This window comes from Acinetobacter nematophilus (assembly GCF_026344175.1).
GTDB classification, from domain to species: domain Bacteria; phylum Pseudomonadota; class Gammaproteobacteria; order Pseudomonadales; family Moraxellaceae; genus Acinetobacter; species Acinetobacter nematophilus.
The window spans coordinates 630,127-642,920 of record NZ_JAPKMY010000002.1; the positions used below are offsets into that span (position 1 = coordinate 630,127).

12 protein-coding genes are annotated in these 12,794 nt (G+C 39.5%); all 12 read right to left on the reverse strand.

The annotated features are described in order from the left end of the window. Positions 1-42: 42 nt before the first annotated feature. Positions 43-831, reverse strand: coding sequence for an acyl-ACP--UDP-N-acetylglucosamine O-acyltransferase (gene lpxA, locus OSH00_RS06670; RefSeq protein WP_266129773.1), 789 nt, complete (start codon positions 829-831; stop codon positions 43-45). Next, positions 828-1,313 (reverse strand): 3-hydroxyacyl-ACP dehydratase FabZ, encoded by a 486-nt coding sequence (gene fabZ, locus OSH00_RS06675; protein WP_266129774.1) that lies wholly within the window; start codon positions 1,311-1,313, stop codon positions 828-830. The genes lpxA and fabZ overlap by 4 nt, the downstream gene beginning before the upstream one ends. A 2-nt stretch (positions 1,314-1,315) precedes the next feature. After that, the gene (gene lpxD / locus OSH00_RS06680) at positions 1,316-2,386 is read right to left on the reverse strand and encodes a UDP-3-O-(3-hydroxymyristoyl)glucosamine N-acyltransferase (protein ID WP_266129775.1); all 1,071 of its coding nucleotides are present in this window, start codon (positions 2,384-2,386) and stop codon (positions 1,316-1,318) included. 3 nt (positions 2,387-2,389) lie between these two features. Then, positions 2,390-2,875, reverse strand: a complete 486-nt coding sequence (locus tag OSH00_RS06685) for an OmpH/Skp family outer membrane protein (RefSeq protein WP_196075309.1) — start codon at positions 2,873-2,875, stop codon at positions 2,390-2,392. Between the two features lie 42 nt (positions 2,876-2,917). Further along, positions 2,918-5,491: an outer membrane protein assembly factor BamA gene (bamA, locus tag OSH00_RS06690; RefSeq protein ID WP_266129776.1), complete on the reverse strand. Its 2,574-nt coding sequence runs from the start codon at positions 5,489-5,491 to the stop codon at positions 2,918-2,920. Between the two features lie 36 nt (positions 5,492-5,527). Next, positions 5,528-6,883, reverse strand: a complete 1,356-nt coding sequence (gene rseP, locus OSH00_RS06695) for an RIP metalloprotease RseP (protein WP_266129777.1) — start codon at positions 6,881-6,883, stop codon at positions 5,528-5,530. 2 nt (positions 6,884-6,885) lie between these two features. After that, complete coding sequence (ispC, locus tag OSH00_RS06700; protein ID WP_266129778.1) at positions 6,886-8,082, reverse strand: 1-deoxy-D-xylulose-5-phosphate reductoisomerase; 1,197 nt, start codon at positions 8,080-8,082, stop codon at positions 6,886-6,888. Then, a complete protein-coding gene (locus OSH00_RS06705; protein ID WP_266129779.1) occupies positions 8,083-8,907 on the reverse strand; it encodes a phosphatidate cytidylyltransferase in 825 nt (274 codons plus the stop codon). It abuts the gene before it with no gap. Between the two features lie 2 nt (positions 8,908-8,909). Next, complete coding sequence (gene uppS / locus OSH00_RS06710; RefSeq protein WP_266129780.1) at positions 8,910-9,659, reverse strand: polyprenyl diphosphate synthase; 750 nt, start codon at positions 9,657-9,659, stop codon at positions 8,910-8,912. Between the two features lie 8 nt (positions 9,660-9,667). Further along, positions 9,668-10,222: a ribosome recycling factor gene (gene frr / locus OSH00_RS06715; protein WP_266129781.1), complete on the reverse strand. Its 555-nt coding sequence runs from the start codon at positions 10,220-10,222 to the stop codon at positions 9,668-9,670. Between the two features lie 73 nt (positions 10,223-10,295). Beyond that, positions 10,296-11,024 carry a UMP kinase gene (gene pyrH / locus OSH00_RS06720; RefSeq protein WP_004830468.1) on the reverse strand — a complete coding sequence of 243 codons (729 nt, stop codon included), beginning with the start codon at positions 11,022-11,024 and terminating at the stop codon, positions 10,296-10,298. 65 nt (positions 11,025-11,089) lie between these two features. Further along, entirely contained in the window at positions 11,090-12,433 is a 1,344-nt protein-coding gene (gene rimO, locus OSH00_RS06725) for a 30S ribosomal protein S12 methylthiotransferase RimO (protein ID WP_196075302.1), read from the reverse strand. Positions 12,434-12,794 lie beyond the last annotated feature (361 nt).

Sequence of the window (12,794 nt, forward strand, 5' to 3'; positions counted from 1 at the left end):
ATCTAGAGGCAATTTTTTTACTTGATTTTTATCTTGCAGTGATTAACGCACGATACCACGTTTAGATTCCAATACAGAATCAATCAGTAATTGTGCTTCCTCAACTTCAGGAAGAATCTCTTGGCGAATGCGTTCAATTGCCTGTTCAGTCGTTAAATTTTCTTTATAGATCAATTTAAAAGACTCTCTTAAGCCTTGAATCACGTTCTTAGACCAGCCTTTACGACGCATGCCCTCAACATTCATACCATATGCATGTGCAGGATTACCAGAAACCATAACGTATGCAGGTACATCTTTTAGGATGAGTGATGCTCCACCAATCATGCTGTAAGAGTCGATCTTACAGAACTGATGAATACCCGAGTTGCCACCAACGATGACAAAGTCACCAATATGAACATGACCAGCAATACCAACATTATTTGCAAAAATATTGTTATTTCCAATCTGACAATCATGTGCAATGTGGGTATTGACCATAAGTAGATTATTGCTCCCTACTTTGGTTAATCCATGATCTTGTACAGTGCCTCGATGAAGGCTGCAATGTTCACGGATCTTATTGTTGTCACCGATTTCCAACCAAGTTTCTTCACCTTGATATTTTAAATCTTGACAAATTTCACCGACACTCGCAAACTGAAAAATTTCGTTGTTTTTTCCAATTCGGGTAAAACCACCAATCACAACATGCGAATGGAGTTTGCTACCAGCACCAATGGTCACTTGAGGTCCAACAATACAGTATGGACCAATTTGAACATCAGGCGCTATCACTGCAGAAGAGTCAATAATAGCGGTTGGGTGTATTAAATCGTTACTGCTCATGCCTGCTCTAATTTCTGATGAGAAATGATAATTTCAGCTGTCGCTGCTACCACGCCGTCAACACTGGCAATACATAAATACTTGTAAATGCCACGTTTTTGCATGAGTAATTCAGATTTTAGCACGAGTTGGTCGCCTGGTACGACTTGTTTTTTAAATCGTATTTTTTCAGCACCAGCGAATAAGAACAAAGAACCAGGGCGAGGTTTTTCATTATTCATGATAAAACCAAGCACACCCGAAACCTGTGCCATCGCCTCAACGATCAAAACACCTGGCATAATTGGATAGCCTGGGAAATGACCCTGCATAAATTCTTCATTAATTGAAACGTTTTTGTATCCTACAATCCCATTCTCTGTAACTTCAGTTACACGATCTACAAGCAAGAACGGATAACGATGCGGAAGATACTCACGAATCGTTTGGGTTTGCATTGGTAATTCAGGAACCGTAAAAGGTAGAGATTTAGACTCAGTCATAATTATTTACGCGACTTTAAAGTTGATTCAATGGACTCGATTTGAGCCTGCATATGATCTATTTGTTTCACCAATTTGGTCAATGGCACATCTGCTAATTGTCTTAAACGAACAACTGTTCTTTTCCAATGATTTGTTTCAAATTGTCCAGTTCCTGAAGAGTAAGAACCTGCTTCAGAAATACTTTTTGTGACCATTGACATTCCAGTAATTGTCACATTATCTGCAATTTTTATGTGACCAACTACACCAACAGCACCGGCAAAGATACAGTTTTTGCCAATAATCGTACTGCCTGCAATACCACACTTCGCTGCGATTGCGGTATTCTCACCAATCTGTACGTTATGTGCGATTTGCACAAGATTATCAATAATGACACCATCATGGATAATCGTATCATCCAAGGCACCACGATCTACACTGCAGTTTGAACCGATCCGCACATCATTTCCGATACGTACCGAACCCAGCTGTGCGATACGATTCCATTTTCCTTGATAGGGCGCAAATCCAAAACCTTCACTGCCAATCACAGTATTGGCATGAATTCGAACACGGTCTGCAATCTTGGTCTGACCAGTCAGTGTGACTTGAGAATCAATAAAGCTATCTTTACCAATTTCAACTCCATCATCAATTCGAGTATTGGATTGGATAATCGTATTTGAACCGATGACACAATCTTCACCGATCACTACATAATGACCAATATAGGCATCATCAGCAATAATCGCAGATGGAGAGATTTGAGCTGTAGACTCAATCCCACGCTTCATTACTTTAATTTCAAATTGATGTGTGAGCATTGCAAAGGCGAGATATGGATTTGCAACCACAATGAAATTTTGATGATTAGCAAGTTGCTCTTTTAACGCAGCCGTTACAATTAAAGCACCTGCTTTAGAATTCTGGGCTTCGGCTAAATATTTATCACCATTGACAAAAGCAATATGATTGGATTGAGCCTGTTCTAAACTGGCAAGTCCGCTGAGCAGCAACTTTGGTTGACCAATTAGCTCACCTTGGACAAGTTGAGCTAATTCATCGAGATGAAATTGATTTGATCGCATTGATTATTTAATTGCATTAACCTTTTGGATCATTTTAGCAGTTAAATCATTCTTTGCGTCATACGCAAGTGCTGAATTTTTATTCAAAATAAAGTCCAAACCTGCTTCTTGGCGCAATTGTTCAGCAGCTTGCTTTACACGTGTTTCAAAAGTTACATTGGTATTTTGAATTGTGCTCTGAACTTTTGCCTGTACACCTTGTTGAATGGTTTGGAATTCATTGACTTTGGCTTGATATTGCGCATTGATTTGCTGAACATTTGCACCTTGCGCTTGAGCTTTTTGCTTTAACGCTTCAATATCTTTGGTGATTTGTTCCAATTTCGTGGTTTGCGGTTTAACAGATTGCTCTAAACTTGCATTTTGCTGTTTTAAGAACGTACTACTCTCTACAACTTTTTCCAAGTCAACCACACCAAAGCCTGCTGCTTGAACTAGCCCAGCAAACCCTAAACCTAAGCCCATCACCATCATTTTCATTGTTTTCATATGTGTTCCTTATCGTCTTTAAATATTAAAGAAAGATCGTACTTAGAAAGTACGACCAATCTCAAATTGGATATTCTTGGTTTGATCGCCTGGTTTATCGTTCAATGGATATGCATAACTCAATGAAAGTGGTCCAATCATGGTGATCCATGTAAAGCCTACACCAGCACTATAACGCATGTTGCTTAAGTCAAAGTCATAGTTGTCTTTACAATATTGTTTTGCAGAGATCGGATCTTTTGAACCATTTAAATACAAGTCACCAGTTGCTGTACTACAATTGGTATCAAATACTTGTGCACCTTCTACAAAAACTACTGGACGAATCTGACGTGCCCAGTCTCCTTTGAATGGTACAGGTAGCGCCAACTCAGTACCGAACTGCACTAAAGCATTACCACCGACTTCTTCTGGGTCATAATCTTTGGTTTTCCGTTCGTTATATGTCACCCCTGGGTAAGTAGGCCCTAAAGTACTGTTGTCATAACCGCGAACTGAACCAAAACCACCCGCATAGAAGTTTTTGTAGAATGGTAAATCATTACCATAACCTAACTTACCATAACCACGTAAAACAAAATCGCGTCCTAATGGGAAATACGCCTGAGTATCATAAGTGATCTTTTGATACTCTACATCACTGCCTGGTAATGCTATTTCAGCATTGACTCGGTGTGCCATACCAGTGGTTGGGAAAATCGGACGGTTTAAGGTATTGTATGACCAACCCAAGTTTAAGTTATATGTTAAGAACTTACCTTCAAAAGCACTTCCATACTCATCTAAGGCCAATGTATCAAATTTGTCATCAACACAGTTAGTTGCTAAATCATAGCCTTCAGGTAGTGGATTTGGTTCTGGCTTACCTTTTGCAGTATCGATATCTTTTTGTGACTTATATGAGCCCGCACAATAGCTACTGGTATCGGTTTGCTTACCACCATGCGCTAACAAATAATCACGTACATAGGTCGAAACATAAGCACCTGTTGTTACCTTGGTTTGGTCAATATTCAAACCTGCACTGATATTTTGATTTTCATCAATTGGATAACCAAAGGTAAGTCCACCACCGATACTGTCAGTCACATAGTTATTGACGTTATAGTTATCATTCAACTTGGTTTTACGGTAGTACATATTATATCCACGACTTACACCATCAATGGTAAAGTATGGGTCTGTCACACTTAAGTTATAATAATCTTGAGTTTCTGAACGGGATAAATCAATAGCTACACGGTTACCTGTACCCATAAAGTTGGTTTGGCTTAAACCTGCTTGGAATGTGATACCACCGTTTTGAGAATAGCCGACTGCCAATGTACTGGTACCTGAATGCTGTTCTTCAACATCAATATTTAAGTCCACTTGGTCTGGTGTATTCGGTACACGAACTGGCTTAATGTCAACTTTGCTAAAGAAACCTGTACGTTCCAAACGCACCTTAGACAAATCAATTTTTTCATTACTTGCCAGTGCACCTTCCATTTGGCGCATTTCACGACGCAGCACTTCGTCAGCAGTTTTAGTATTACCGGTGAAATTAATACGTCGAACCGTGACTTGCTGCCCTGGATTGATATAGTAATTTAAATCAACTGTATGGGTTTCATTGTTGATTTCAGGAACCACGTTCACTTCAGCATAGTAATAACCTGCATTACCATATTTACGAAGTAAGAGTTGTTTCACTGCATTGACTTTTTCTTGAGAATAAGTCGTACCGTCTTTATAAATTTGCAGTGCTTTTAATTCGTCAGGTTTATAAAGTGCATCACCTAAGAATTTAGACTCACCAAATTTAAATTGCTCACCTTCATTGACCGAAACTTCAATAAAAATATGTTTTTTGTCTTCACTCAGATTGAGGTTTGAACTGTTAATATCAAAGTTGATATAACCTCTGTTCAAATACAAAGCACGTAGTGACTCCAAACTCGCAGACATTTTTTCACGAGCATAGCGGTCATTACGGGAAATCACAGAAAGCCAACCACTTTCTTTTACAGCAAATGCTTGCTTGATATCATCATCACTAACTACAGTATTACCAATAATATTGATATCAAAAACTTTAGCCGCCTTTCCTTCATTAAAATTGATATTCAGTTCAACACGGTTGTTTGGTCGCGCAACCTGCTCAACTTTAATGTCGGCATCATAACGCCCCTGTTGTGCGTATTGCTGCTCTAATTCTGTTTCTAAAGTTTGTAAGGCTGATTTCTTGAGAACTTCGCCCTCAGCCAAACCCATTTTCTTTAAGCCGTCTGTTAAAGCTTCTTTCGGAATGAGTTTGTTGCCTTTAAAGTTGATCTTTGAAATAACAGGACGTTCGACAACTTTGAAAACCAACACATTATCTTGATTTGAAGCTTGAATATCATCAAAAAGATTGGATGCATACAAAGCGCGGATAGACTCTGCGATAACTGGATCACTAACACGGTCACCACTATTTATTGGTAAAAGTGCAAGAACATTTGGTTGCGTTAAACGAACCAATCCATCTACACGAATATCACGTGCAATGAACTCATCTGCCGCGTGTACTTGCTGTACAGCTGCCATTGCACTAACGAGTGCCAATGGCATAAATAAATGTGAGTGCTGCATGCCTATTATTTTCCAGTAAGTTAATCCAGTATCGCGTTATAAACGCATAAAATCATTAAATATTGCAAGAAGCATCATGCTTCCGAGCAGTACCATACCAATTTTTAGCCCAACCAATTGTATTTGTTCAGAAACAGGCTTACCACGAATCGCTTCAATAATGTAGTAAACCAAATGTCCTCCATCCAGCATCGGAATAGGCAATAAATTTAAAATCCCCAAACTTACACTCATCAAAGCCATAAAAGAAATGAAAGTTTGCCACCCCATTTCAGCACTTTGACCAGCGACTTTAGCAATGGTAATCGGACCAGATAAATTATCCAATCCAATTAAACCACGTACCATTTTCACCATAGAATTCAAAATCATTGCTGAAAGTTGTCCTGTTTTTTCAACAGCAACAACAAATGCTTCAGCAGGATTATATTGAATGGTCTGCTTATATTCAGCAGGAATAGAAAGTTTATTGGTCTGTGCCTGCACACCCAACATACCTGTCACATTCCCCATGTTGTCACGCTTACCTTGAGGCATAACTTGTAAATGTACAATTTGCCCTTGGCGCAATACATCTACATTGAGTAATTTTTCAGGTGATTTTTGTACCACATCGACCACATCAAACCAATCTTTCATTTTTACTTGATTGATCGAAATGATTTGATCACCCTCTTTCATGCCTTGGCGAATTGCAGCACCATCTGCACTTAACTTATAGACGGTGGCTGGAATATGCGGTCGATAAGGGGTAAAACCAAGCACATCAAATGGTGATTGGCTTTGATCCTTTAAGAAATCTTTGATCGGTAAAGCAAAACTTTGTGCTTGACCATTACGCTCAACTTGTACATCAATATGACCAGTTTCGCCAACGCGATCGACAATTGCGTAATTCAGCTTTTCCCATGTAGTTGCTTGTGTACCATCAATCGCAACAATTTTGTCACCCACCTGCATTTGAGCTGTCGCTGCAGGCGTATTGGGTAAAACAGCACCTACACGTGTATTCAGTTGTTCTTGTGCGGGTAAAAATAACACCCAAAATAATAAAATGGCGAAAATCAGATTAATGAATGGACCTGCTGCAACAATCGCAATCCGCTTCCAAGGAGACTGACGGTTAAATGCAAAAGGCAGATCTTCTGCACTGACATTGCCTTCACGCTCATCCAGCATTTTGACATAACCACCTAGCGGTAAAGCTGACAGTTGATATTGAATACCGGATTTTTTAGAGGTCCATTTCAATAAAGTTGGACCAAATCCAATTGAATAAACAAGGACTTTTACACCCAGTTTACGTGCTACCCAATAATGTCCAAACTCATGAATTGCAATCAAAGGACCTAATAGCAAAATTGCAGCAACAATGATAAATAGAACACTCATGATCAGCTTCCCAATTGTGTAATGCGTTGTGAAGCAACTTGTCGAGCAAGTTGATCTGTCTGCAAAATCGCTTCAATCGAATCTGCTGAACCATTTTGAACGTGATTTAAAGTATGTTCAACCACTTGTGTAATTTCCAAGAATGCAATCTTTTCCTGTAAAAATGCTGCAACAGCTATTTCATTGGCGGCGTTGAGAATTGAAGGTGCCAATCCTCCAGATTGCATGGCTTGACGAGCCAACTTAAGCGCTGGAAAACGAACAATATCTGGTGCTTGAAAATCAAGTTGTGAATGGATGAACAGATCTAATGGTGGCACATGTGTTTGAATCCGTTCAGGCCATGCAAGCGCATGTGCAATCGGGGTACACATATCTGGATTACCCATTTGAGCCAAAGTCGAACCATCCACATACTGAACCATTGAATGAATAATACTTTGTGGATGAACAACAACTGTAACAAATTGTTCTTTAATTGAAAATAAATGACACGCTTCGATTAATTCTAAGCCTTTATTCATCAATGTTGCAGAATCAACGGAAATTTTTTGCCCCATTGACCAATTCGGATGCTTACAGGCTTGCGCTGGTGTTACTGTTTCGAGTTGTTCAAGCGTATGATTCAAAAAAGGACCGCCTGAAGCGGTCAATAAAATTTGTTTTACCCCCAGCAAAGGCTCACCTTGGCGCTCAATCTGTAAATAATTTTGCGGGAGACATTGAAAAATTGCATTATGCTCAGAATCGACAGGCAATAATACAGCACCATGTTCTTGAGCTGCTTGCAGCATGATGTCTCCCGACATCACCAAGGCTTCTTTGTTTGCAAGCAGAACACGCTTACCTGCTTTTACAGCAGCCAATGTAGGGAGTAATCCAGCAGCCCCAACGATTGCAGCCATCACCACATCCACCTCTGGATGTTTAGAGACCTCAATCAAGCCATCTTCATCAGTTAATATCTCAATCTCAGTGATTTGATATGCTTTCAATCGTTGTTGTAGTTCTTCTACCTTTATTGAGGGAACAACCACACATTTTGGCCGATACTGTTTGCATATTTCACTGAGTTCTTCTATTCGAGTATAACCAGTCACAGCAAAAACCGAATACTGATCTGGATGCTGTTCTAAAATTTTTAAAGTACTGCGCCCGATAGAACCTGTAACACCTAATATACAAACAGATTGTGACATCTATAAATCTACACCAATAAGTTTTAAAACATACATTCCTGCTGCAAAAATTGGAGCTGCAGCAAGCAATGAATCAATACGGTCAAGCACTCCACCATGCCCTGGGAGAATACGACCTGAATCTTTAATTCCAGCGCGACGTTTAATCATGGATTCAAACAAATCGCCCAATACTGAACTAAATACCGTCACAATAGACAGAACAAGGAAAAGAATATGTTGTGAAAGCGTTAAATGCAGGTAAATCGATTGAACAATGACAATAACGATAGCAACTGTCACAATCCCGCCAATTAAACCCTCAATGGATTTATTGGGACTAACATCCGGTGCCAGTTTGCGTTTGCCGAATTTACGTCCAACAAAATATGCGCCACTGTCTGCCCCCCAAACCAAAAGAAACAGATACATCAGCCACCACGGTGAACTCTTCCATACTTCGAAAATAGCAGTGACCGCAGCACTGATCAGTACCAGTCCAACGATATTCAATGTAATGTTGTACCAGCCATCATATTCAGGATAGTTTTTAACCCAATACAGACTACACAACCAAGTAAGGATAGATGCACTCCAGAGGATAAGTGCCAAGTCATTAAAATATAATGCTAAACCAGAAAAAATAGCGGTAAGTAAACCAAATCCAGCAGCTTTTAATTTTTTTACAGAGTCAGATTCATGTGGCATGAGTTTAAACCACTCATAGCCTGCCGCCCCAGCTGCGATAATCATTAACACTAACATTGGGTATTGTGATTTTGTTGCAAACATGCAACTCAGCACGACTGCAACCAATACCAATGCGGTTATAATCCGCTCTAACATTCTCAGTTCTCTATATGTTCTTGTTGAATTTGTTCAGATGTTTTTCCGAAACGCCTTTCTCGCCCTGAAAAAATATTAAACGCATAATCCAGTTCTTGCACTGTAAACTCAGGCCACAACGTCTGAGTAAAATACAACTCAGCATAGGCAGCTTGCCACAATAAAAAGTTAGATAATCGGTAATCACCGCCTGTACGAATCAACAAATCTACAGGTGGCAAATCCCCCAAACTTATTTGTTGTGCAAATAATTCAGCATTGATTTGATTCACATCAATTTTTTGATCTTTAACTTGTTGTGCAAGTTTACGTGCAGTATCCGTAATATCCCACATACCGCCATAACTCACCGCAATTGTTAAAGTCATGTTACTGAACTTAGCAGTCCTTTGTTCAGCATGCAACATTAATTCACGTAGCTCTGGAGAAAGCCGACTACGATCACCAATAAATCTCAACGCGATTTCAAATTTTTCCATACGAGGAATTTGCTCATGAATTGTTTCTTCCAACAATTTCATCAACAAATCAACCTCATACTGTGGCCTATTCCAATTTTCACTTGAAAATGCAAACACAGTCAGGGCTTGAACACCCACTTTTCGGCAATGCTCTACAATTGGGTCAAGGACATTTTTACCTTCACGATGTCCATCACCTTTTTGTAGTTGTTTCTTTTTAGCAAAACGATTGTTGCCATCCATAATGATGGCAACATGTTTTGGAAGATGGTTGTCTTCAGATGTGGTCATTATAAATCTTAGACCTTCATCAATTCAGCTTCTTTAGCAGCAAGACGTTTATCTACTTCAGCAACAAACTTGTCTGTAATTTTTTGGATATCATCACCTGCACGGCGCTCATCATCTTCAGAAATTTCTTTATCTTTCAACAATGCCTTAATATCACCCAAAACATCACGGCGAATGTTACGGATCGCAACTTTTGCATTTTCAGCTTCATTACGCGCAACTTTTTGCATGTCTTTACGTGTTTCTTCAGTCAATGCAGCCATCGGTACACGAATTGAATCAGCAGTTACGGGGTTTAAACCCAAGTCAGATTCACGAATCGCTTTATCAATTGCAGATACCATTGAACGCTCAAATGGCTGTACCAGCAAAGTACGTGAATCTTCAACACCAACGTTTGCAACTTGGTTTAATGGCACATCAGAACCATAGTAAGGAACCATAACACCATTGAGGATTGATGGATGCGCACGGCCAGTACGAACCTTTGCGAAACCATGTTCCAAAGACTCTAATGATTTGTTCATACGGTCTTCAGCGTCTTTTTTAAGATCGTTAATCATATGATCTTCCTTACTTATAAATGTGTATAACGTAAAATTGCAGTAGTATAAAGAGCTTTATCCCACACGTACATTAGTTTGTAACATGTGTTCCTTCTTTTTCACCCATTACTACAGAAAGTAGTGCACCTGATTTGTTCATATCAAACACTTGAAGTGGCACATTATGATCACGACACAAACAAATTGCCGTCAAATCCATTACACCAAGTTTCTCATCTAAAACCTGATCAAAGCTTAAATGATCGTATTTAATTGCATCATCGTATTTACTTGGGTCTTTGTTGTAGACACCATCCACTTTTGTTGCTTTTAAGATCAGGTCCGCTTCAATTTCAATACCACGCAAGCACGCTGCTGTATCAGTAGTAAAGAATGGATTACCCGTACCTGCAACAAATACGCAAACTTCACCTTGAGTGAGATGACGAATGGCATCACGGCTTGAATAAGACTCAACCACTGCACCGATTGGAAGCGCAGACATTAATCGAGTTTTAATGTTACGGCGCACCAAAGCATCACGTAATGCCAGACCATTCATGACAGTCGCAAGCATACCCATTTGATCACCAGTTACACGACCAACAAGCCCATCTTTTTGTAATTGACTGCCGCGATATAAATTACCACCACCAACAACAATACCGACTTGCACACCTAAACCCACCAAATGGGCAATAGATAAAGACATTTGATCCAACACAGGTGCATCGATTCCCATGTCTTTATTACCTGCAAGCGCCTCACCTGAAAGTTTGAGCAAAATTCGCTCATAGCGCGGCTTTTTAGAATCTAACATCACAAAACTCCAATACTTATATCTACAATTTTATTCGTATTCAATCAATTTGAAATCAATTACTTTTACGCCGATTTAATTTTGATCAACTTTGCAAATAAATCGTATTCATCTGCATCTGTGATTTCGACTTCAAGTAAGTCACCTGCCTTAATCAATGATTTATCTATATCTTCAACAAATACGTTACCATCAATTTCAGGTGCATCTGCATAAGAACGTGCAACAGCCACAGGAAACTCATCTTCCAACCCATCAACCAACACAGTCATCGTTTGACCGATACGCTGTTGTAATTTGGCAGCGGAAATCGCTTGCTGAACTTCCATAAAGCGTTCATAGCGTTGTTGCTTGATTTCCTCTGGAACGTGATCAGGTAAATCGTTGGCAGTCGCACCCTCTACAGGCGAATAAGTAAAACAACCGACACGATCAAGTTGAGCTTCTTGCAACCAATCAAGTAAAATTTGGAAATCTTCTTCAGTTTCACCAGGGAAACCCACTACAAATGTAGAACGAATCACCAATTCAGGGCATTTCTCACGCCATAATTTTAAGCGCTCTAATGTATTTTCACTGTGGGCTGGTCGCTTCATCAATTTTAAGATGCGCGGACTGGCGTGTTGAAAAGGAATATCTAGATATGGCAGGATTTTACCTTGTGCCATTAAATCAATCACCGCATCAACATGCGGGTATGGATAGACATAATGTAAACGCACCCAAATTCCCAATTGACCTAATGCTTCGCACATGTCATAGAATTTGGTTTTAACAGGCTGGCCATTCCAGAAATCAAGCTTATATTTGGTATCCACACCATAAGCCGAAGTATCTTGTGAAATCACCAAGACTTCTCTCACTCCTGCTTTTTTCAATGCTTGCGCTTCACTCAACACTGAACCGACAGGACGTGATACAAGATCACCACGCATACTTGGAATAATACAGAATGTGCAACGATGGTTACATCCTTCCGATATTTTCAAATAGGCATAATGTTTTGGGGTCAAACGAATTCCTTGCTCTGGGACAAGGTCAATAAAAGGGTTGTGCTTAGGTGGCTCTGGAACATACTGATGTACAGCTTCCATTACTTCCTGATATGCAGCCGCACCGGTAACTTTAAGTACATTGGGGTGCATTTGGCGAATCTTGTCTTCATCTTTACCTAAACAGCCTGTAACAATTACACGACCATTTGCACTCATGGCTTCGCCAATTGCATCTAAAGACTCTTGTACTGCAGATTCAATAAAACCACAGGTGTTCACAACAACTAAATCAGCACCATCATAATCTGATGCAACATCATAACCTTCAGTTTTCAACTGAGTTAAAATTCGTTCAGAATCTACCAATGCCTTAGGACAACCTAAAGATACAAAACCGACTTTGGGGGACTTCATGAATCTGCGCTCCACTATAATCCGCGTATTGTATGACTTTTCCAGAGATAAAAACAGGTGGAAACACGACTCTTTATATAATGCACCAAAATACACCCAATCAAGTGATAAAGATTTCAATATTGCACCATTTTGGGACACAACCATGATAGCTTAATATCATGATGACTGATATACAGGGAATAAAGATCGTTAAATGCGCAATTTTTATTATTCATGTAAGAAAACTGCGCAATAAATAAAAGTTGGCGTGCATCTTGCTTTATATGAGCACGATTTATATCAATTCAATACCCTTGATTGGGATAAATAGAATAGAGGTGCAGATGCCATTGCGCTATTTTAAGACAGGAAAGCTCTG

Bases quoted from the DNA above. Each gene is read 5' to 3' on its own strand.
- rseP (WP_266129777.1), bottom strand. From the start codon at position 6,883: ATGAGTGTTCTATTTATCATTGTTGCTGCAATTTTGCTATTAGGTCCT.
- fabZ (WP_266129774.1), bottom strand. From the start codon at position 1,313: ATGACTGAGTCTAAATCTCTACCTTTTACGGTTCCTGAATTACCAATG.
- bamA (WP_266129776.1), bottom strand. From the start codon at position 5,491: ATGCAGCACTCACATTTATTTATGCCATTGGCACTCGTTAGTGCAATG.
- frr (WP_266129781.1), bottom strand. From the start codon at position 10,222: ATGATTAACGATCTTAAAAAAGACGCTGAAGACCGTATGAACAAATCA.
- OSH00_RS06685 (WP_196075309.1), bottom strand. From the start codon at position 2,875: ATGAAAACAATGAAAATGATGGTGATGGGCTTAGGTTTAGGGTTTGCT.
- uppS (WP_266129780.1), bottom strand. From the start codon at position 9,659: ATGACCACATCTGAAGACAACCATCTTCCAAAACATGTTGCCATCATT.
- OSH00_RS06705 (WP_266129779.1), bottom strand. From the start codon at position 8,907: ATGTTAGAGCGGATTATAACCGCATTGGTATTGGTTGCAGTCGTGCTG.
- lpxA (WP_266129773.1), bottom strand. From the start codon at position 831: ATGAGCAGTAACGATTTAATACACCCAACCGCTATTATTGACTCTTCT.
- lpxD (WP_266129775.1), bottom strand. From the start codon at position 2,386: ATGCGATCAAATCAATTTCATCTCGATGAATTAGCTCAACTTGTCCAA.
- ispC (WP_266129778.1), bottom strand. From the start codon at position 8,082: ATGTCACAATCTGTTTGTATATTAGGTGTTACAGGTTCTATCGGGCGC.
- rimO (WP_196075302.1), bottom strand. From the start codon at position 12,433: ATGAAGTCCCCCAAAGTCGGTTTTGTATCTTTAGGTTGTCCTAAGGCA.
- pyrH (WP_004830468.1), bottom strand. From the start codon at position 11,024: ATGTTAGATTCTAAAAAGCCGCGCTATGAGCGAATTTTGCTCAAACTT.